18 protein-coding genes are annotated in these 20,966 nt (G+C 37.2%); 13 read left to right on the top strand and 5 right to left on the bottom strand.

Features of this window, described 5'->3' with window-relative positions; genetic code table 11:
* Positions 1–153 precede the first annotated feature (153 nt).
* The 3 genes from R7P80_RS01905 (at position 154) to R7P80_RS01895 (ending at position 1,489) form a co-directional block, all read left to right on the top strand.
* Entirely contained in the window at positions 154–621 is a 468-nt protein-coding gene (locus R7P80_RS01905) for a DUF1064 domain-containing protein (RefSeq protein WP_198434340.1), read from the top strand.
* A gap of 23 nt (positions 622–644) precedes the next feature.
* Positions 645–1,019, top strand: a complete 375-nt coding sequence (locus R7P80_RS01900; protein WP_052697534.1) for an oxidative damage protection protein — start codon at positions 645–647, stop codon at positions 1,017–1,019.
* 62 nt (positions 1,020–1,081) lie between these two features.
* Positions 1,082–1,489, top strand: coding sequence for a hypothetical protein (locus R7P80_RS01895; protein ID WP_085762358.1), 408 nt, complete (start codon positions 1,082–1,084; stop codon positions 1,487–1,489).
* Between the two features lie 129 nt (positions 1,490–1,618).
* On the opposite strand, the gene R7P80_RS01890 is transcribed toward R7P80_RS01895, so the two are convergent.
* The gene (locus R7P80_RS01890; protein ID WP_256430255.1) at positions 1,619–2,377 is read right to left on the bottom strand and encodes a hypothetical protein; all 759 of its coding nucleotides are present in this window, start codon (positions 2,375–2,377) and stop codon (positions 1,619–1,621) included.
* A gap of 175 nt (positions 2,378–2,552) precedes the next feature.
* On the opposite strand from R7P80_RS01890, the gene R7P80_RS01885 reads away from it, so the two are divergent.
* Genes R7P80_RS01885 through R7P80_RS01875 form a run of 3 tightly spaced genes read left to right on the top strand, consistent with a single transcriptional unit; the run spans position 2,553 to position 6,130 of the window.
* Positions 2,553–4,760: a LysM peptidoglycan-binding domain-containing protein gene (locus R7P80_RS01885; RefSeq protein WP_318096637.1), complete on the top strand. Its 2,208-nt coding sequence runs from the start codon at positions 2,553–2,555 to the stop codon at positions 4,758–4,760.
* A gap of 43 nt (positions 4,761–4,803) precedes the next feature.
* On the top strand, positions 4,804–5,403 hold the full coding sequence (locus tag R7P80_RS01880) for a hypothetical protein (RefSeq protein WP_256430253.1): 600 nt from the start codon (positions 4,804–4,806) through the stop codon (positions 5,401–5,403).
* The gene (locus R7P80_RS01875; RefSeq protein WP_318096636.1) at positions 5,393–6,130 is read left to right on the top strand and encodes an SIMPL domain-containing protein; all 738 of its coding nucleotides are present in this window, start codon (positions 5,393–5,395) and stop codon (positions 6,128–6,130) included. The genes R7P80_RS01880 and R7P80_RS01875 overlap by 11 nt, the downstream gene beginning before the upstream one ends.
* Positions 6,131–6,151: 21 nt before the next feature.
* Here the strand turns inward: R7P80_RS01875 and R7P80_RS01870 are convergent, their stop codons facing one another.
* The 4 genes from R7P80_RS01870 to R7P80_RS01855 form a co-directional block, all read right to left on the bottom strand.
* A complete protein-coding gene (locus tag R7P80_RS01870) occupies positions 6,152–7,015 on the bottom strand; it encodes a hypothetical protein (protein WP_133297332.1) in 864 nt (287 codons plus the stop codon).
* Positions 7,016–7,105: 90 nt separating this feature from the next.
* A complete protein-coding gene (locus R7P80_RS01865; RefSeq protein WP_045592826.1) occupies positions 7,106–8,068 on the bottom strand; it encodes a hypothetical protein in 963 nt (320 codons plus the stop codon).
* Between the two features lie 25 nt (positions 8,069–8,093).
* Positions 8,094–8,603 carry a hypothetical protein gene (locus R7P80_RS01860; protein ID WP_116921229.1) on the bottom strand — a complete coding sequence of 170 codons (510 nt, stop codon included), beginning with the start codon at positions 8,601–8,603 and terminating at the stop codon, positions 8,094–8,096.
* Positions 8,604–9,022: 419 nt separating this feature from the next.
* A complete protein-coding gene (locus R7P80_RS01855; RefSeq protein ID WP_318096635.1) occupies positions 9,023–10,297 on the bottom strand; it encodes an RNase H family protein in 1,275 nt (424 codons plus the stop codon).
* A gap of 67 nt (positions 10,298–10,364) precedes the next feature.
* On the opposite strand from R7P80_RS01855, the gene R7P80_RS01850 reads away from it, so the two are divergent.
* From R7P80_RS01850 to mfd, 7 genes are all read left to right on the top strand, one after another.
* Complete coding sequence (locus R7P80_RS01850) at positions 10,365–10,637, top strand: hypothetical protein (RefSeq protein ID WP_241619722.1); 273 nt, start codon at positions 10,365–10,367, stop codon at positions 10,635–10,637.
* A 190-nt stretch (positions 10,638–10,827) separates the two neighbouring features.
* Positions 10,828–11,565 (top strand): hypothetical protein, encoded by a 738-nt coding sequence (locus R7P80_RS01845; protein ID WP_318096634.1) that lies wholly within the window; start codon positions 10,828–10,830, stop codon positions 11,563–11,565.
* 262 nt (positions 11,566–11,827) lie between these two features.
* Complete coding sequence (locus R7P80_RS01840) at positions 11,828–12,907, top strand: hypothetical protein (protein WP_241619718.1); 1,080 nt, start codon at positions 11,828–11,830, stop codon at positions 12,905–12,907.
* A gap of 64 nt (positions 12,908–12,971) precedes the next feature.
* Positions 12,972–14,087 carry a hypothetical protein gene (locus R7P80_RS01835; RefSeq protein WP_020332324.1) on the top strand — a complete coding sequence of 372 codons (1,116 nt, stop codon included), beginning with the start codon at positions 12,972–12,974 and terminating at the stop codon, positions 14,085–14,087.
* 97 nt (positions 14,088–14,184) lie between these two features.
* Positions 14,185–16,089, top strand: a complete 1,905-nt coding sequence (locus R7P80_RS01830) for an ATP-binding protein (RefSeq protein ID WP_256430247.1) — start codon at positions 14,185–14,187, stop codon at positions 16,087–16,089.
* Between the two features lie 48 nt (positions 16,090–16,137).
* A complete protein-coding gene (locus R7P80_RS01825) occupies positions 16,138–17,376 on the top strand; it encodes a DUF6638 family protein (protein WP_116921233.1) in 1,239 nt (412 codons plus the stop codon).
* Positions 17,377–17,478: 102 nt separating this feature from the next.
* Positions 17,479–20,940 carry a transcription-repair coupling factor gene (mfd, locus tag R7P80_RS01820; protein WP_045592816.1) on the top strand — a complete coding sequence of 1,154 codons (3,462 nt, stop codon included), beginning with the start codon at positions 17,479–17,481 and terminating at the stop codon, positions 20,938–20,940.
* Positions 20,941–20,966: the final 26 nt, after the last annotated feature.

Raw genomic sequence — 20,966 nt, 5'->3', positions numbered from 1 at the left:
ATAATTGATTTTGGAAAGCATGTCACAAAGTGGTTGCTTCACCCCTCATATTGTAAGAATATTCTTATTCAATGCAAGGTTTTTTATGATTAAATTTAATACAGTATTTATTTTCAAATATAATAAATTAAATATCCTTTAGGTATTAATACCATGACATCTACTAACAAAAAAATCAGTGAGCTTAGATCTGGTGAGAGAGTTTCCCTGAAAGACTTTCATGCTATGGGTGGGCTATCTAAAGCTCGTATCAAAACATCCTCTAAACCAGATCAGAAAGAAAAACCCAAAAACAGTAAGTATCGTGCCAAGAAGGTCGAGATTGACGGAATTACATTTGATTCTGGACATGAGGGTGCAAGATATAGAGATTTAAAAGTTTTGGAGCGAGTTGGAGAGATTGAAAACTTAAGACTTCAAGTCGCCTACCCTCTTGAGATAAATGGGATTCTTATCTGTAAATATTATGCGGATTTCGTTTATGTGAAGGATGGTGAGGAAGTTGTTGAAGACGTAAAAGGCTTTAGAACGAAAGAATACAACCTAAAGAAAAAAATGATGAAAGCCATTTACGGTATTGACATTTTCGAGTACTATCACAACCAAAAGAAATTAAAATAACATTACAAATAAAGGGTTTAATAATGAAAACTATTTTATGTGCAAAGTATGGTAAAGAGCTTGAGGCTCTTCCTAAACCACCAATTAAGGGTGAGTTAGGTGAAAAGGTTTACCAAAAATTAAGTGCTAAAGGATGGCGTTTATGGCAAATGTGCCAAACCATTATCATCAACGACCAAGGTCTAAACTTGATGGAAGATGGAGCAATTGCTCATGTGATGGAATCACTAAGCGAATTCCTAGAAAGCAATGAGATTGAGAAAGAACTATTAAATAAATTAGTCAAACAAGATGTTGAGCTGCCAGATGATCTATTAGCCATTGCGAAAGAGCGCGGTTTACTAGATGAATCGGATGATAAAAAGCTCGAACCAGAAGACATGTTCTACGAAGCATAAAATTAATTACAGCCCTATTACCATTAATAGGGCTTACTTTTTTATATATCGATAGGTTCGTTATGGAACTGAAAGTCTTATCCAATGAAGAATATTCTTTTTTTGAAAGGCATCAGTCGAGAAAGAGCAATCCTTTCGAAGCTGAAAACTATGTAAAAACCATAAAGTATAAAGGCAGAGAACTGGTGTTCATTTCTGAAATGGAACCTCATGCCGATATTGCAATCAACAGTGAAAAGAAATGGAAAGTTAAGTTTCATGCAGTTCATCCAGATTACCGATTTGTATTTCATGATAAGGGTCAACTTCACGTATTGGAGCCACAAAAAGACACGATTTATGAATTCGAATATCAGAAGAGACATGGACTCATACACAAAGAGCGAGTCAAGCACTTTAAAGGAAGAAAGTTTTGGGAGTCTCAATGGGAACCAGAAAAGACCGTTAAAGCACTTTTTGAATTTTTGTAAGAAGTAAAATTTAGTTGAATAATCTAAAAACCGCACGTTAGTCTAATTTTTTGACTTCTGTGCGGATTTCTAGGTTATGGTGATTAACCTGCTCGTTATGAGCTTATTTGTTCTTCATGATCATGCATTTTAGAATGCATACTTCATTACGAAGTAGCAAACTACAACCCAAAATGCGAGAACGATGTAAACGAGAGTGCTTTTCTTGCCTATGCTTTTCAATGCGCTGTAAGAAATTATCGCAGGGATCATTGAAATGATACTGCTTGCAATAGCAAACTGCATTTCAATGCCAGACCAATCTATGTTTAACATCATAATAAGCGTTAATGGTGATGAAATAAGTGCAGTTGCAGGGAAAAGATACCCGAGCATTTTTTGATAATCGCCATTATCGTAATGAACGCTAAGAGTCTTCGCAAAAATGAAAATGAATGAGCCAATAAAAAAGTTATTAAATAAAGACACACCAAATGGAACCAATGCAACGATAGCACATAGAACAATTGACGCAGGAATGGTTTCCCAGGAAGGCACACCTACTTTGAAAGCAGCATTTATAGTTACGGCTAGACCTATGACAAAAGCCCCTATCAGCATGTGATAGATACCAAAAGTAAGTTTAGGAAACACCCCTTCTTGCAGTGTTTTTATTGGATGGCTGTGCATCGACTTCATGTATGACCAAAAACTTAGCTTCCTTAAGTCTTCATCAATACTGACGTTAACTTCAATCTTGCCATTGCTATTGTGTTCTACAACTTCCTCTTTTGGTTGCTCTACGGGAGCTGGCGCATCTGAGAACAGTTTGGAATCATCATCAGAGTAGAATTCTTTATTAGAATTGGTACTTAAATTGGTATCAATTTCAGTTGTTACCTTTTTCATATTTAATCCTTTTTTGTTTTTTATGCATTATACTAATATGGTGCTATAAGTGGAATCATAAAAACAATAAAATTAGTTTATAATTTTGGGTTTCTCAATTATTTATATCTTTTATTTCTATTTTTATGTTGATATACTTTTATTAACTGAATAAAAAATAAGAAAGGCATATCGCATGAGCGACAATCAAAAATCCAAAATTGAAGAGCTGGTAGAACAAGCTGAACAGCCGATTGCTCCTAAACAAGAGCAACCAGAAGTTGCACCTATTCCTACTCAACCTGAAGAGCAGCCACTTACTTTTGCTGAAGCAAATGGCGCTACATTCTCTGATGATATGATCGAAGAGTTTAAAGATCTTCCTCAATTCTACAAGAGTGCTCTGTACCTAAAAGAAATTCAAAAACCTGAGAATGAAGAGCTTTACAGCAAGTTGATTGCTAAACATGTTGATAAATCTCTTGCTGACGAAGAAGATGATTTCGGTAATGACAAGTTTGTGAAATCACTTGTTAAATACAATATCATTGAAGAAGATGAAGAGTTCGCCTCAATCCGTAAAGAGGTGGATAAAAATCTTGCCAAGATCCGTGATTCCCACATCAAGAAAAATCTTGAAAGTGCTGGCTTTACTCAAGACGAAATCGCTCAATTCGATAAAGAGAGTATTGAATCTCTAAAAGTGCAAAAACTTTTCTTCAATGAAATGGTTTTTGAACATAACGGCAAAGGCATGGCTAACATTGCTCAAGGTCGCCAGTTTATTGATGCCCTTAAAGTCAATAAAGACGCGATCATGGGATTCTTGGGTAACAAGAATACTCAGTATGCTATGAATGCAATGGGTCTGGCTTTAGCTGTTAGCTCTGGCGGTACTGTTCCTCTTATTATGCAGGGTATCAAGTTTGCAGGCATGGCTATGCAGAATGAAACTGTAAAAGGGATTTTCAAAAACTTTACCGATAAAGTTGAGGGTGAATTTGCTAAACGCGGTATCGATATCACTCCTGCAAAAGAGATTGCTGAAAAAGCTGGTGGTTTCCTTGGCGGTCTGAAGAATAGTCGCTTTGTGAAAGCTGCAATGATTGTTGGCGTAGCTGTTGGTGTAGGCTCTGTTGCAGACCTTGTAACCGATGGTCAAGTTTCTGATTTAGTTGGGCAAGCGCTAGACGGTCCATTAGATGCGGTTGGTCTGAAAGACAGCTTTGAAAATGCTCTTGGTGGTGCAGATGGTACGCCTACAGATGGTGCTCCAACAGATGGTGCAGGCGCAAATGGTGTTGAAGTAAAAGCTGATGGAGCTGGTGACGGTGTAACAACCGAAGTAGTAACGCCACAAGTGACTGAACATGTTGTTCAGAGTGGTGACAAAGCAATGACCATCGCTAAGCAAGCCTATTTCGATGCTACGGGTTCCTACCCTACCGAACAGCAAATCGTTGCGATTGTAAATGACTTTGGTCTTAACGATCCTAACAAAATTATGCCAGGGCAAGTCATTGAGGTTCCGACGAACTTTGACAAATATGCTCTTGATTCATTGGGTAAGGTGCAAGCGGATTGGTTGATAGAGCCACAATCAGCAGCAGCTAGTGCTACAGCAGTTGCGGACATGAGCGCTGGTGGTGTCACAAGCATTCAATCATTCTACAATATAGAGATGATTAATCAGTCATATGGTTCTGGTCAGACTATTGAAGCCATTCAAAAAATGAATGAGGGGCTAGACATCACGAACCTAAGTCCTGGTGATGAAGTTATCCTCGGTGATATGGTTTATAAAGTGCCTGATGTTAGCGATGCTATTATCAACACCACTTTCGGTAAATATGGTGCTCCTGACTTTATCGATACCGATGCATTTGTTGATATGGTCAAAGAGGCAAACCCAGACAAAGACTTGTCTGAAGGCTTATTTGGCTTCCAAACGCTTGGTGGCAACTCAGATATTGGCTCATTGTTAGCTCAAGACGGATTGCTAGAAATCCCTGCTGTTGACTACAACGCCTTGAACCCATCTGTTACAGAAACGACCATTTCAGGTGTTAATCACAATAACATCAGAATGCATGTATTGAATGCTGCTTACCCTGACGGTGTTCCAGAGCTGCTAGATACAAATGTGTTCATGGATGTTGTTAAGGATATGAACCCTGAACTTGATAGACTTCAAAACAAAGAGTATTTCTCTGCGAATGTAACATTCCCTACTATGGATCAGATTCAAGCGCACATTAATTACGTTGATTCACCGAATGTTGAGGTTTACCAACAAACCCCTTCTGAAGCGGTTCAAATTAATAAAGGAATCTCAGCAGAAGACATCAAGAAGAAAGCCCTTGAAATGGCAAGTAAAGCCAATGACAAAGGTTATACGATATAGTAAAGTAAGGGCGGATTATCCGCCCTTTTTTAATGTGAATAAAATGAATAAAGAAATAAAAAGACTTTTAAATAGTAAGACATTTTTTATGAGCAATAAAATTCAACAAAGAATTTTAGATATCAGATACGGAAATTTTGATTCTGGTCTTAAGCCATTAATAAATGCACTAATGATCCCGCTTTTTGACTATTCAGCGAAAGATGAGGTTTTTGTAGATAGGAAGTCAAGACTGTCGATTGAGGATGGTGATAATGGATTCAAATATTACTTGTCCGTGACCTTCAAAGGCGCTATGAATCAAAAATATCATATGACTATTGAAGTGGAATCTAAACTTGGAAGTTTTGGCTATACCCTTTTAAAATCTAATATCCCAGACATTGTAAAGATACAACTTTTGGAAGTGTCCATAATGGTGCTGACTGTCTCGGATGATGAATGGAATGATTTCACAATCTTGGATTCAGAGTCTTCTTTTGGCTTCATGAAAAAATTAGATTTCATTAAAACTAACCAAAGTAGAAATTATGAAATACCCGAAAAGATCGTGAATGAAATTGACTTTAAAGATCTATGTATGGTAAATGAATTTATAAAAGACCTAAATAATTTTTTGGAAAAAAGAAAAAATGAACGTTAAAAAATCATGTTTAGCTCTACTGATCAGCATGTGTGCTGTTTCAACTGCATTTGCAAATAACTCTAATTACGACTTTCCTCACTTTATAACTTCAGGTGAAGGTGTTGTACATGCAGTGCCTGACCAGGCTGAGATCACAATGACAGCCAAGTACATAGCTAAAACACCTGAACAAGCAAAAATAAAAGTAGACTTGGCGGTTAATAAGTTTATGAATGATGTGAAGGATATTGATGAAACTATCTCAATTGAAAGCGCGAACATTCGTATTAATCCAATATACAGCTATCCAGATAAAGGTGAGAGGGTTTTAGAAAGCTACGAGTCTGTTCGAAATGTTCTTTTGAAAACAAATGACTTAGAAAAGTTAAACGGAATTATATCTGTTGGAGTGAATTCAGGAATGAACGGGTTATCTTCAATGGTACTAAAAGTTGCTGATGAAGATAAGTACCGTGATGAAGCGCGACAGTTAGCTTTTAAATCAGCACTTAACAAAGCCAAGACTATTTCAGACAACTTCGGCTTCTCAAGATATAAAGCATATCGCGTAGAATACCAAAGCAATTCACCGCAATATCAGCCTATGAACCTTAAAGCAAATTTCGCTATGAGTTCAGAAGCTAAGTCCAACTCCTATTCAAACTCAACGATTACATTCAGAGACACCGTAGAAGTTGTTTATCAAGCAGATGGAACGTCCTACCTAGATAAGAAGTACTTCTAACAAATAAGCCCCTCTCGGGGCTTACTGTAATTTTTGGTAAACTGACACCATGAAATCTTTGGGAGTAAGTCTATCTGGCTTGCTCCCCTTCATTATTCGATCATAAAAATCTATGAAACGCTCACCAGGCTTCACTGGATGAGTTTTTGCATATTTTATCGCATATGAAGAGTCGTAAATCACTGACATCTCATTCTTCATCGTAGATCTGAATTTTAAGATCTCATCTGCTGCTGTTGCGAAGTCTTTTTTATCTAGCACATGCTGATGATAAAGTGAAAACACATCGGAAAACACTTCCATTTTGTGTATGCGTATAGACTTCTCGACTAACGCGTTTACTGGAGACTCTAGTTTTTCCCATCTATCTTCAGGAAAGTAAGAAAGCAGAGCGTCAGCATAAGCACTTTCACTCTCATAATATTCAGAAGGAATATCTTGGTTATCACGTATAAAATTGAAGCAATGCCCCAATTCATGTAGATATGTGAATCTATCCTTTAACTCCGCTTCAGACTTTGAAACTATGAAGCAATATCTGTATCTGCCACCTTTGAAATTTAAACTAGCAGCGGAAGCTCCATGATCCGATATCTTCTTAAACTTCCCTGTTACATCTTCTGCAATAGAAATAGGTAAATCATTAATAAACTTGCTGTCCAGTTCTTTTAGGTAAGCATTGTCGTTAAGACCAACCTTGATTACAGGGATTATTTTACCACCCAATACATTGTATGCTTCCGCAACTTCTGCGCGAGCACCTCTTGGATAGGCTTCTTCGAAACTTGTCGTCTTAAAAAGCTCATTAACATGAGCCAATATGACGAATGCTAGTACTACTGCTGACAGCGAGTATATTCGAGAACCCAATATGAATCTAAACATCTTAACACCTGTCATCTCGAATAAAGTATATTTTCTCTTATACCCAAAATAACACTTAAAGTCAATAAAAAACCCGCAAAGCGGGTTTTGTTAGTTGATGCTTTTAATTGTTTTAAATTCATCAGACTGAAGCACTGTTTCCCTGGCAAAATTGCCTCTGTCTTCGATTTCTTTTTGGTTCATGATTGCTGACAATACAGTGTAATGAGGCACACTACCCTTCAGAGATTCATAAGTAATTTTAAAAGCAGTAAGAGTGTCAATTTCTAGCGGAATGTTTCCAGCCTGAACCTCTCTGATTAATCTCATAGTGAAAGGTCTGTCAAAGTCACTCACCATATAAGCAGGTGCATCAACATTTTTCTCTTTCTGATCTAGGTAATGAACAATATCAGTTAGACCTTCACCCTTTCTCATTGCTTGCAGAGAGGCGTCAATACCCGCGTAAACATTGAAGTAATACTCATATAGGGTTTCATCTGCAATTTGCTCTACATCTTGTTTCTGGTTGTAGAACTCCTTGTATTTGTAAGCAGCATCAAGCACTTCTTCTCTTGGAATAATTGGCTCGATTAGTACTTTAAAGTTTTCAAATCCAATTTTGCACTTTGAAGACTGGTAGTAAAATGGTGCTTTAGAAGATGAGTCTCTGTCATCTAGAGCAGTCATAAAACACAGATTCTTGCCTTCTGAATTTGACGCGAGAAGATAAGGTTTTGGTGGGTATGCATTAAGTGCCTCTTTAAGTTTACCTTCTACTTCAGTTAAGTCAGAATTACCGAACGTGATTTTATCCAGAGAATGTAGCCTGCTAAGATCAGACTCGCTGAAAAAGAGAGGGACGACCGCTCCATCATAATGAACATAAAGTTCCTCTTCCAGTGTTGATGCATCTGACGGGTCTTTGTACGCGTCATGTATGGTAAGGACTTTTGTCTTATTAAACTTATTCATTGTTGCTTCAATTAAGTCAGGGTTTATAACATGTGTTACACCTAACCCAATACCGATTAAGATGATAATCGACACTAAACTTACTATTACGGCTTTCATATGGGTCAAACCTTATTCATTTTGTTTATTTAATTATCAGGTACAATAGCAAAAACAACATTAATTGAGCAATAGCTATTTGAGGAAGCATTTCTGATATGAGTTTACCTTTAAAGTCTGAAAAATCATCATCATTTGGAATGATAAGGTAAGATTCATTTTCATTATTTGGATTTACCCATACTGGCACATCAGAACCTATCTTTAACTTAACTAATCGCTCATAAGCGGAGGACAAAGGAAAGTTGGTAACTGACATCGAAGATGTCTTGCCGTTTGAAGTCAAATACTCATAATCAATTCTAATGTTTTCAGTGAAAACCAATCTTTCTAGATTAGCATCGTCATTTTCCATCAAATGCGCATTCATAAGAACATCTGTGATGACAGCTCTTTTCTTAGACCATTTTCTTAATTTTTTAGACTGATTTTGGTAGTCTCCAACAACATCTCTCATGTCGATGAGCTTTTCTCTAATGTCATTAACTAGAAAGACAAACAGAAGAAGCGCAAAAATTCCAATCAAAACATTCATAAAAGCACCCATAAAGTAAAAATGAACACACAAAATATAATTGTGCAGTATCCATAATATCTAAAAGGAATTACATTCCTTGGGTCAGTTAAAGAGGACAGTCTTAAGTCACTTCTATTAATGTAGACCTGTCTAAACTTGCTCTCGCTTGCAATCACCTTTTCAATTTCATACTTTGAGCTTGATAGCTTGCCGTATTTGAATACTAGTGACACATGAATGCGTTTGCCTTTAAATTTTGTCTCTACAACTATTTCGTTCTTTTCTCTATCTAAGTGGATAACCTTTCCCTTTATAGCATTCCCATAACTTGACTTGATCGTATGGAGTTTATGAATCTTATAGTAATTAAAAAAGAATGCTAAAATTAAAAAGGCTACCCATAAAAGCAGCCAAATATTCATTTATTTATATTCCGTTTACCTGATAAAGCCTGGTTCTCTTTCATTTTCAGAGGTATTTTCCAGTTTTTGCTTTATTACGTCAACATTTACTTTGGATAAAGAAACAGCGTTAAACGCGCCGAATCGCTTAGAAAATTTTTCAGACGCGCTATTCGACTGAGCTACTTCCTTAGTAACAAGCTCTACATTCTCATTCCACTGTAGAACTGAAGCTAGCATTCTCGGCGTTTTTCTTCCTTCCAGCAAGACAGATTTCTTTGTTTTCAAACCCAATACAGAACGATACTCCTTTAGTAATAGCTTCTCTTGATTTCGTAATTCCATATCTTGCGGATTGTAATCTATACCCTTCGATACTGATCTGGCTTTCTTCCAAATTTCATTGGCTTTATTAAGTCTATCTAAACTACCACTACCAATAATCTCATCAACCTTATCCAGGTTGAATCTTTTAAGCCCCCTTTTGATCATGTAGTCGATAGCGTAACTTCTTGAATGGAACGAGCCTGAAAAGTTCTTCTTGATAATTTTTTCTGGGTTTCCGATGCTTGTATCATAAGTATAATGCTTATCGTTATTTCTTTTAATGAGTGTGTAATTTATAGCATTCTCAATAGCCTTATCTGATCCTTTACTAGCCCAATAATCCGACTCGGAATTACCAATTAAATGATTAACAAGCTCTCTTTGATGCTCTGCTTCAACATCAATATAGATTTTTTTTCCTTTGTATTCATCTAAGACATGAGAACGCACCCACTGAGCCTTTAAAGATTCAATCATTTCATTAGATTGTAGGGTCTCTCTTATTTTAGACAAAATATTAACATGATCATCTATAAACTCTCTAGGAACCCCTAATTCAATTAATCCAGTTCTTTCATACTGTTCCTCGCCAGTAGCATCCAGTATTTCATTCATTGAGTTTAAGTAATACAAAGAATGTTGAGAATCAGTTACGATTAAAATTCTTGAGGGAATCTCAATCGCAGAGATTGAATTCAAAATAGCGTGTAATTCAACTTCTAAAATACCTGCGTTATCACGGTAGCCGAATCTCATTCCCTGCTCACCACTAGCTCGTTCTGCCACCCATGCCCAACCACAAAACCCTTTTTGGTCAGAACTAAGAACATTGCCTTTAGCAGAACCATCAGTATAAATGGTTATATTTTCTGTAGCATATGGAATCGATTTCCTGTGAACTTCAATTGTATGATTAATTCCTTTTTGTGAGTCCCTGTAATTCTGCATAACTTCAGATGCAGGAACTTTATGTTCTTTTTTCATTATGCTTTTTTCTCTTTGTTGTTTGTTTTATACTCCGATTATATCATAACTATAAGAAATAAATAATATGAACTATCAACTAGAATATGTACTATCTCAGGAAGGTGATCTGATAATCGGACTACCTTCTGAACTCGCAAAAAATAAGCCTATTTCAGCATTTTATCATGATGGATCAGTCTGTCTTGTTATTGGTGAGAGTGGAATTCTTTTAGATTTTCTTCCTGTTCCATATTTATCAATATTAAAAAGTAAAGGTTACTTTTTTATCAGTTCTCTCATCGATGACCAGCAACTCATGTTTGAGTCTGTTAAGATCAAAGAGCGATACGAAGTTTAATTATTTAACCCAAGTATTAAAGAAAAAATATTGCCTTATGTCAACCCCTCTGCAATAATTCACTATTATTATCAGAGGGATGGATACCATGAGCTTTTCTGAGTTATCGATTAGATTCAAGAAGTGTTTCAATGACATTCTTTTTCTTTCAGATCTTGTCATCAGGTCGGTTGATGAGGAATCTGTGATATTGCCTGAATTTGAAAACCACAATTCTGGTATTGGGTTTTTGACTTCTGCTCTCAATGATTATTGGCACTCAGGTGAAGGAGATGCTCGTTTCACATCATGTCATGTTGGAATCGTTTTAGCCAATCGCCAAACTATTCAGTACTTAAACCTTTTGAACAAAAAGAAGGTTGAATTCCACCAGCTATATAACTCGCTTAATGAAATATCCAAGCTTGAGATGGACAATTTTCTTGTTACTCTTTGTAAATCGGGTGCAATTCATGCCAGGCTTTCAAGGCTGGGTTTGAGCCGCATCCACATAAAGCAAGTATATCGTCATATTTACAGTGTTGATGGTAATGTGAAGAGTGTCGCCTATTCACATTACAAGCGAGGTAAATCCATTGTTAAGTATGACAAAGAGAAAGCTGAAGCTGATCTTATAGCTTTAAACAAATCTCAGCCACCACACATCAAGATTCAGCTAGAGAAGCTATACCAACACCCGTCTTCAATCCCGCTTGTTCAAGTGAGAACTAACGCTCCAACAATAAAGGCGAACATTTTTTTTGAAGATGTGACAGCCCCACTTACCATTAAAACCAAAATGCCTATATTTGTGCGTTCGACAGGTGATTTTAAGGTTTCATTCGCTCCATCCATGAAAAACAGAAACGTTTCTACGCGATCCGACTCAACCATTGAACCTGAACCGTTCCTACCTAGCATTTCTGTCTATAGAAAAATAAAGCCATAGCTATGAAGGTCTACTGCACTTCCCAGTAGACCGTAAAATTCCCCTTTTTTCACAGCACCTTAAATTTTTCAAAAAAATCGTTGCACTTGTCGCTTTCTTGCGTATACAATCCGCTCAAAGAATTGTTTTGTATCACAGATAAAAACTCAACACGCTTAAAAATAAAGACTTTTGCTGTTGACAGAATGTTTTTTATACGTAATATAAAATGAAATTTTTAGAATAAATCTAAATCAATCAATAAAAGCGAAGGAATTAACGAATGTTAACGAATCTTGATAAGTTAGAAGCTGAAACCAAAAGCGTTATAGAAACTGCTCGTAATGCTGAAAACACAGCAAAAGTTGTTGAGCAAATTATCGAGGGCGCTGATCAAGTAGCAATTGACTCTATGATTGATGTTGAAAACGCATCTCTGAGCCAAGTGTCAAAGTTTGGCGATTCAATGAACGCAGACATTGTAAACCTGATCCACGGTCTTGATAATCAAACCAATGAGGTTGGCGCTCAACTTTCTAGTCTTCAAGAAGAAAAACTATCTGAAAAGATTGTTGGTATTTTCTTTAAGAAAAAAGCGCGTGAAATGCGAGCTGAACGTATCAAAACAAATGATATTTCGGACAACCTCAACGAGCTGATCAACCAATCAAACCGAATTAAGCACATCCTAGAAGGTCAACGCGATATTCTACGTGAAAAACGTGAAGTTGGCTTAGCCACCCTTGAAAATGCGCAGAAAACTTTCGTTGAAGTGGTTGCTAAGCGTGAAGAAGCAGAGAAGAATATCCGAGACGTTCTTGCCCCTGCCCTTACTGAGCTTGAACTTCAAATGCGTGAAGCTGCTGATCAAACTACTCGCGCCGAATTTGAAGCAAAAGTTTCTAAAGCTAAGATTGAACTGAATGATGCAAATAATGAAATTCAGAAACTTACTTCACAAGGTCAGTCACTTGAAAAGTACATCTCAATGCATAAAACTGCGATTGACTCTTTAAGCAACCAGCTAAACAACCAGATTGTTCTAATTGAAAAACTGACCACTGATACTGAGCACCGTACAGTACTTTACGATCAATTCGAGCACTCACTAAAAACTGCTGACCAGCAAATGATTGCTCACGCAATCAATGATATTGGTGCAGCAGTGGATAACAAAACTCAAGAAGGCATGGCTGCTATTGGTGCTGCGACTAACCGCCGCATGGCTGAGACTCTTGAATCTCATAAAGGTCACATGGCTAACAGCACTGAGATTTTGCGCAAGAAACAAGCTGCTGACAAAGAGTTCTATGAGCGCTTTGGTAAAGTTCTTGATGACCACAAAGCTGCAAATTACAACTAATTGTAAAGTTTCTACTTTTCCAAATGCCTGTTAAATCAGGCATTTGTTTTCAAAGGTTTATCAAATGTCTGATTTAATTAATAAAGGGACTCAAGTTGAATGTAATGAACGTACACGCCATTACTTCAATGTCCTAAACCACGTATTACCAAAAGTAGAAAACTTATTCAGAAGCAGCTCAAAACTTCCTGATGGATTAGGTGTAGATCATTACATTAATCTTTTCTATCGTTCGGTTAACGCTCTATCTCTTAAGTACTACTTTAACGGCGATGAACGCGATGAAAGCGTTGAAAGACTTACAATTCAGACAGACGGTAGCGGCTTCCCGACCAGGAAAGAATTCATTTTTCTAGATTCCATCAAAAAGAATATTGAAAATGAACAAGCAAACTACCCTTCTGCTGAGCAATTAAAAGAGAAAATTCTTTCACATGTCATGACTAAGAAAGAAGTTCCTTATGCTTTGCAAAAGAACCTGTCATACAGATTGTACTTGGATTGGGTTGAGTCTAATGATGTCTTCTTGCCTTACAACGAACCTTCTTGGGGGTTAATTGAAAGCAACGAAAAGACAGGGCGACCAACCATTCTTATGACTTGGGCTAACTTCGACCATGATAGAGGCATCCCAACCATCTACATCATGAAGGCTGAAGTAAGCCGAAGAGATTTCGAAGTTGAAGATTTCGTTGATCAGCATACTGATCGCCTAAAGCAAGTTATTAAGGACAACACAATCTCAGCTTACAAACTTCTACAGATTGCTAAAACCATTGATGGAGAATTTGACGACCTTCATCCTGTTGAATTGAAGCGTGTCTCTCTGGGTCCAATTTACTGTAGTGGTATCACAGAGCACAATGACATTATTGAAAATGTGCTTAAAAAAGTAGCTGATACTGATGATAACTGGTTATTCCAATGGAAAGTTGAAACCTTATTATCAAAAGGTTCGGAAATTAAAAGTCGAGGAATTTTATCTTCAAAACAAGAAGTTCAAATTTACGACATTCCAAGACATGATGCTGTTTGCGTAGATAACGGTATTTCAAATTATGCTGTTAGTATGATTATCCCTTACCGCGCATACCAAGCTCTTGCAGATTCTGACCAAAAAGCTTTATTAAGTGAAAGAAAGTTTGTGGTTGGCGATGATGGTGAACTAATTAGGTTGTAAACACCTGATATTTAATGTAGATTACCGCATTAATAACCAAGATAAAAAGTCTTGGTTATTAAAATAATTAATCAATAAATGAATTAACGAGTATAAGATGACAGAATCAAATAAAAACCTAATCAAGATAGATGAGAAGGATATCGAGAAACACTACACTACCGCGATGAATCTGATTAATCGATTCAACTACTCTAACAAAGATAGTGCGAGTGATTCGAGTGCCTCTTCTTTTTCAATGACATCATCACTTTCAAACAACACTCTTGTTGAACTAAACAAGTCAATCTTGAATGTGACTCCAAATGATGCCCTTGCGTCTGAATCTCAGCACAAAGTAATTCATGCATTACGCCGCGCACTGTCTGTATCAACGGCTATCAATGAACAATACACAAACTTCTCAGGTCTTTCAGATCTAGAAGAAAAGATTAAGCGCAATCAATACTTAACTGAAGAAGAGAAGACGCGCCGTTCTGAGATGAGCAAAACTCTCACGATTATCGGTACTCATGTAATTGCATCTTACATTGTTCATGCTCTAGGTGCTCACACTACAACTTCAAATATTGAAGCGCAAACTTACACCATTGATGTAAGCTCAAATCTTAACGCTCTGTACTCAATGCTTAATGGCTTGAACGAAAACGTTAAGAACCAGGCTAAGTCGGATGAAGTCCTAATCAACGTTGTTGTTGATTACTTTGAAAAAGTAATTTCAAACAATCAGCGTCACGTTGAAGGCTTAAAACACTTATCTGCCTATGAGAGTAACACTTTCTTTATTGAAAAAGATAAGTTTGAAGTTCACGGTTTTGATAAAATCTCCAAGAACGCAACTAAAAAAGTTCAAATGAAACGTGTTGAGCCGCATGAGGTTGTTGGTAACGCTATTGCAAAGCAACACTGCTTGAAAATCGTTAAGAAACTTCTTTGTTACGACTTTGAGCGTAAAATGAACCCGTTTGTTGAGATTGGTGGTTTCCCATTCACTATTCTTGGTGACGGTAAGCCTGGTACTGGTAAGACAACATTGATCCAGATGACCTCAACTTTACTATCTGATTACTGTGAGCGACTAGGTCTACCGTACTACTACGAAAACTTCAGTACTGACAATATCAGTGAGTATCAGGGTAAATCTGCTCAGAATGCTAAAGCATTCATCAACAACGTTATGAATCCTGATTGTCTAGGCTTTGGTACGATTGATGATATCGACCAGATTGCAGGTAAGCGTGGTGATAGTAAATCTTCTGCTGGTCAGCAAGAAGTGACAGCAGTTCTTATGGAGTCTTTTGCTGGCGCTAAAACAATTGTTCGCGGCAACTGCATCTTTGGCATGTTTACTAACCATGCTGAAAATATGGATCCAGCACTTCGCCAACGTGCAATTACACGCTTCTTGATTGACGGTCCTAAGACAAAAGAGGATTTTGCTGACCTGTTTTACATTCTATCGAAGAACAAAACAGAGATCCCATATGGCGATAATGAGCCACTAAGCACTCAAGAAATTCAAACAGCAGTTCAAGAAAGCTATGAGCAGCACAATAAACCTCAAGAGCCACAACTTCTTGAAGTTTACGAAGCTACCGTCAAGCAGCTTGGTCATGAATTTGAAAGCTTTGAAGATGTAGCAATTTACTGTGACAACGTACTTTCAGTATACCCAGACTTCTCTGGTCGATCAGTAGCTAACATTGCATCATCTGCGCTTGGTCGTGCTTCAGATGCAGACCTTCCTGAGGAATGGTTCGAAGAACGCTCAGTGTTTATCGACAAGTCTTACGAAGAAAAGCTGGAAATGATCAAGTCATACGTGAAGAAACTTGAGATTTCACTAATTCTTCAAGAATTTAATGCTTACATGGACTCTGAATTCCGCTCTAAGAACAAGAGCGATAATGAAGAAGTTAATGAAAGAGTTCGTCAAGCCCGTCTGAATGAAAAAGCTACCTTGCTTCTTCAAAAAGAACGTGAAGCAGAGAACAATCAGTAAGTCTTATTAGCGGGTGCCAGTCACCCGCTTTAGTAATGAGAATATTTTATGAATTACACTAAGCAACTTGAAAGCATGATTAACAGTCAGTTACTGTTAGTTAATAAACCCCATATGGTAGAGCGCTACAATAACGCTCTAGCAGCGCTTACAGGCAAGCGCACTACTCTAACTGAGTTCCACATCGATATTTGCGGCTACAGCCCTGAGATTGCTGCTGAGATGGAAGATAGCAGCTTTTTGAACCCTAATGGTGTAAACCGCCAGTTCATCATCATTGATGTTCGTCAGGCTAACTTGCGTTCTATTAGCTTATCTTTCTCATCTACCCCATTCGTTATCAAAAAGTTTATTAACGACAATAAAAATGAAATCATGGCGTTAACTGCTTTGGATAGTGTGTTTGGTGAAATCGAAAATAATGTTATTCGCGTTGAGTGTTTAAGTGACATCTTAAATATCCACGAACTATCAATTGTTTGTGATACACCGAAAAAAATTATCAAAACCAACCAAGAAATCGCGGGTAAAGTATCAGAACTGAGAAACTCTGATAGTATTGAATTTCTTTCGGAAGATAAGCTTGAAGACCTTGCTTCGTTGTGTCGTAAGACACCAAGTATTTCTTACGATTGCTATCTCCCTAAAAAGAATAAGTATAAGAAGACTTCAGTATTTACAAACCACTACGGTGGATTTTATCGAATCTATCTGACGAATGGTGATAAATACGTCATCTTTATGGATGAGAAGAAGTTTCCTCACGACCAAGTGCCTAAAGGCATTAAGTGCATCAACTTCCAAGAAATTGATAAGGTTATTGAAATTCTTCTAAAAAGTAGAATTCTTGTTGATAGAAATGGTTCTGAATTGCAAGAAGTGAAAGAGCATCTTAGTAAAATCCGTGATCGTATCGTCATTGACCACCTTGCTAGTAGCCAGGGCGTTAACCATGAAAGCGTTGATTCATATCTAATCAACCAAATGGTTAGGGATAATCCTGATGACTTACCTGTTGAGTTTCATGAGATCAGTCGAATCATTTCGAAGCTTACAAGATCAGAGCGAATCAAAGTAACTAGTAAGTACATTCTGTATACTCACAAAGTTAATGATACTTTGCTTGAGGGTGAGGAAGGTAGCTACCTAATCAACCACTTAATGTCTAATTACATGAATTACTCTTACAATAAGTTGTTTCAATATAACTTGGATGCATTCAAAGAAAGATTTGCGAAATGGCCTGATGCAAAGAAAGCATATGTGCTTTCCTGCTTAAAAGTTTAATCGGCGCATCTCTTTAATTTACCAATAAAAAAACCTCAGATCATTGACATCAAACATAATATTTTTTAAATTATATGTTGGTCTATTATCTGAGGTTTAACGATGAGTAACACTGGGTGCTCCGAACTAAAGAACATTCAAAATGTTTGTAAAAAGGGAATCGGGGGTCTCTGCGGCTCATCTGTATCATTAGCAATTTCCGAAATATTTAGTGATTTAGTAAAAAGCTCAATCATTGTTTGTAAGGATAACAATGAAGCTTCTGAGATTTTGTCTCAGTTGAGATTCTTCTCTGCTGTCAATGAAGATCAAATCATACACATTCCAGAGATTGAAGTTCTTCCATATGATACAGAATCACCGAACGCGTCAGTTTCCGCATTAAGAATTTCTGCGTTCAACAAACTTGCGAGTATGAATGGTGACAAACGTCTTGTTGTTACCACTGCTGCGGCAGCTACCCAGTACATAATGGATTTCGACTACTGGATAAATACTCAGATTAATTTAAAAGTTAATGAACAAGTATCAATTCAACAAGTTGAAGAAAAACTGATTGCTGTAGGTTACGAGAAAGCGAATCTTGAAGTCACCAAACCAGGTGAATTCACGGTTATCAATAACATTCTTGATATCTACCCCCTATCACATGATAAACCTGCACGTATTGCAGTTTCAGACAGTGATCACATTACCTCTATCAAGACTTTCGATAGCATTACTCAAAAGAGCATTGCTACACTTGAGTCTATCCAAATTTTGCAAGCAAGAGAGGTTCCGCTTGATAAACCATCAAGCATCCTATTTCGCAAAAACTTCAGGAAAGAATTTTCATCAGCAACAGGTGATGTAACCTACTCACAAATTTCAGCAGGCGAAACTCCTGAAGGGATTGAGTTCTACACTTATTTATATGATCAGCACACAACACTAATGGAAAAACTGTCTGAAAGGCAGTTTAATGTATTTCTAACTAGTGGATTTAGCTCTCATTACTCTCAAGTTATTTCAACAGCCAAAGAGAGATATGAAGAGTTAAAGGATGATAAGAAGCGAAAAATCCTGCCGCCACAAAAGGTATGGCTAAATTCAGAGAGTCTAATTGACTGTATTTCTAGAACAAACAGCATCTTTCTTTCTGAAGATAAAAAAGGTTTTGATACAGTATACGATACTGAGAATACAGGTTTTAGCAAAAAGCATAGCTTGAGTGATATCATGTCTATGCTTTCTCCTTATGTGAAAAAGGCTGAAAAGGTCGTTTTTGTGCTTCACTCTGAGGCTCGTAGCGACCAAATAGTAGCAATATCCAGACTACTAAGAATGAAATCCCTCTTTGCTAAAAAGTGGGATGAGGCAAAAAACGCTCCTGAAAAAGCGGTGATTGTTTACTCTAATGTAAACACAGGCTACTTCGATAATACTCATAAAATCCTAGTTGTTACCGAAAAAGAAATCTTTGGTATGCCTATACAGGCTAAGATAGAGGATGAATCAGAGGTAGTTGATGAGGATAACAATCATCAATTTATTAAAGATCTTGAAATCGATGATTTAGTTGTACATACACATTACGGTATCGGTAAATACAAGGGGCTTAAGCAACTATCTCTTGAAACGGACGGTAATGAGTATTTCACAATAGAGTACCAAGACTCGGCACTTGCTTTTGTGCAAATCAGCGATTTGCACTTAGTAAATAAATACAATGGACTAAACCCTGAATCTGTAAAAATTGATAGGTTAGATGAAAAAGGCAGCTCTTGGAAAGATGAGATTGCAAAAGTAGTCGATGATATCGAAGGCACTGCCCTAACCCTTATTGAAGCTCAAATTCAGCGTGAAAAAATGGTGGGTATACAGATACCCGAGCCGAAAGCTGACTACTACCGATTTTGTCGTGAGTTTCCATATCAAGCAACGAATGATCAGCTAAAAGCCGTTGAAGATATAAAAAACGACTTGGTCTCTGCACGACCTATGGATAGATTAGTTGCAGGTGATGTTGGTTTTGGTAAAACTGAAGTGGCTTTACGCGCATCTATGATTGTTGCCTCTGCTGGTGCTCAGGTTGTCCTGGTAGCACCCTCAACCATCCTTGCACAGCAACACTATAGAAGCTTTAAAGCTAGGTTTGAATCGTTTGGAATCAATGTTGTAGAGCTAACATCAGGCACACAGAAAATTGAAAAGGAAATTATCCAACAGATAGAAAATGGTGAGGCTCATATCATTATTGGTACTCATAAAGCCATAAAACGAGCTATCGATTACCATAATTTAGCGTTGGTTATTATAGATGAAGAGCATAGATTTGGTGTAAACGACAAAGAAAATATACGTAGTAGATTCTCAGGCATTAATATACTAGCTATGACAGCAACACCTATTCCTAGAACACTAAATATGTCTCTAAGTGGAATTAAGGACACTAGTACTTTAAGACAGCCACCAGCAAATAGATTGAATATCAGAACAATTGTGTCTGAATTTAATGATCAGTTAATTGTTGAAGCTATTAAGCGTGAAATGCTTCGTAATGGTCAGTTATTTTTCTTACACAATAATACAACTTCTATATATGCTAGAGCTGAATATCTTAAAAATCTATTCCCTGATCTAAGGATAGGTATTGCTCATGGTAAAATGCACGCTCTAGAAGTTGAAGCAGTGATGTCAGCATTCTATAAGCATGAATTTGACATGCTCATTGCTACAACAATCATTGAGAACGGTATCGATGTTCCTAATGCAAACACTATCCTTATTGAAAATGCGAACGCCTTTGGCTTGGCAGCATTGCATCAGTTAAGGGGTCGTGTTGGTCGATCTACTCGTCAAGGGTACGCTTATCTACTTACTTCAGGGAACAACATCACTGAAGAGGGTATGAAACGACTAAATGCTATGGAAAAAACATCCAAGATTGGTGAGGGCTACAAGCTTGCGAACCACGATCTTGAAATTCGAGGTGCTGGTGAAATACTTGGTGAAAGCCAAAGTGGTCACATTTCAAAAATGGGTTACTCTCTGTATCACTTTATCTTGAATAAATGTATTGAAATCCTTAAGAGTAATAATTTTGAAAGCTTGAGTGACTTCCAATTACAATCGCTTAAAGAAGGTGATGAGTCTATTAATATAGACGTTGGCGTTAAATACAGTATTCCTGAAAACTACATACCTCATCCTAATTTAAGACTTTACTACTATAGAAGAATATCTATGGCTGAAAAGGTATCAGAGGTAAATGATGTATTCCAAGAAATGGAGGATAGATTTGGTAAATCTCCATATTTGGTCGGAAACCTAATATTTATCACCAAGCTTAAAATGGCAGCGAAGAGACTGAAGATTGTTGGTATTCATGCAAATGAAGACGGTGGCAAGATTATCTTCTCTCGCTCAGTGAAAGACAGAGATTCCATCCTCAACATCTTCGTTAAAGACCCTGAGAATATGCAAATCTCTGCTGTGCATGGTGAAAAGGCAATGATACATTTTAACAAGAAGTTACCTAACACCAAAGATCGCGTTGGGTACATAAGACAGATACTTCTGTAAATGTTTAGAGGACTGCTCCGTAGCAG

Source organism: Vibrio sp. 2092 (assembly GCF_033339635.1).
GTDB classification, from domain to species: domain Bacteria; phylum Pseudomonadota; class Gammaproteobacteria; order Enterobacterales; family Vibrionaceae; genus Vibrio; species Vibrio alginolyticus.
Note: the sequence above shows the minus strand (reverse complement) of the source record. Positions and strands in the feature narration are given on the sequence as shown.

What these genes read in the sequence shown, in the direction of transcription:
- R7P80_RS01905 (WP_198434340.1), top strand. Translation starts at nt 154, where the DNA reads ATGACATCTACTAACAAAAAAATCAGTGAGCTTAGATCTGGTGAGAGA.
- R7P80_RS01900 (WP_052697534.1), top strand. Translation starts at nt 645, where the DNA reads ATGAAAACTATTTTATGTGCAAAGTATGGTAAAGAGCTTGAGGCTCTT.
- R7P80_RS01895 (WP_085762358.1), top strand. Translation starts at nt 1,082, where the DNA reads ATGGAACTGAAAGTCTTATCCAATGAAGAATATTCTTTTTTTGAAAGG.
- R7P80_RS01890 (WP_256430255.1), bottom strand. Translation starts at nt 2,377, where the DNA reads ATGAAAAAGGTAACAACTGAAATTGATACCAATTTAAGTACCAATTCT.
- R7P80_RS01885 (WP_318096637.1), top strand. Translation starts at nt 2,553, where the DNA reads ATGAGCGACAATCAAAAATCCAAAATTGAAGAGCTGGTAGAACAAGCT.
- R7P80_RS01880 (WP_256430253.1), top strand. Translation starts at nt 4,804, where the DNA reads ATGAATAAAGAAATAAAAAGACTTTTAAATAGTAAGACATTTTTTATG.
- R7P80_RS01875 (WP_318096636.1), top strand. Translation starts at nt 5,393, where the DNA reads ATGAACGTTAAAAAATCATGTTTAGCTCTACTGATCAGCATGTGTGCT.
- R7P80_RS01870 (WP_133297332.1), bottom strand. Translation starts at nt 7,015, where the DNA reads ATGTTTAGATTCATATTGGGTTCTCGAATATACTCGCTGTCAGCAGTA.
- R7P80_RS01865 (WP_045592826.1), bottom strand. Translation starts at nt 8,068, where the DNA reads ATGAAAGCCGTAATAGTAAGTTTAGTGTCGATTATCATCTTAATCGGT.
- R7P80_RS01860 (WP_116921229.1), bottom strand. Translation starts at nt 8,603, where the DNA reads ATGAATGTTTTGATTGGAATTTTTGCGCTTCTTCTGTTTGTCTTTCTA.
- R7P80_RS01855 (WP_318096635.1), bottom strand. Translation starts at nt 10,297, where the DNA reads ATGAAAAAAGAACATAAAGTTCCTGCATCTGAAGTTATGCAGAATTAC.
- R7P80_RS01850 (WP_241619722.1), top strand. Translation starts at nt 10,365, where the DNA reads ATGAACTATCAACTAGAATATGTACTATCTCAGGAAGGTGATCTGATA.
- R7P80_RS01840 (WP_241619718.1), top strand. Translation starts at nt 11,828, where the DNA reads ATGTTAACGAATCTTGATAAGTTAGAAGCTGAAACCAAAAGCGTTATA.
- R7P80_RS01835 (WP_020332324.1), top strand. Translation starts at nt 12,972, where the DNA reads ATGTCTGATTTAATTAATAAAGGGACTCAAGTTGAATGTAATGAACGT.
- R7P80_RS01830 (WP_256430247.1), top strand. Translation starts at nt 14,185, where the DNA reads ATGACAGAATCAAATAAAAACCTAATCAAGATAGATGAGAAGGATATC.
- R7P80_RS01825 (WP_116921233.1), top strand. Translation starts at nt 16,138, where the DNA reads ATGAATTACACTAAGCAACTTGAAAGCATGATTAACAGTCAGTTACTG.
- mfd (WP_045592816.1), top strand. Translation starts at nt 17,479, where the DNA reads ATGAGTAACACTGGGTGCTCCGAACTAAAGAACATTCAAAATGTTTGT.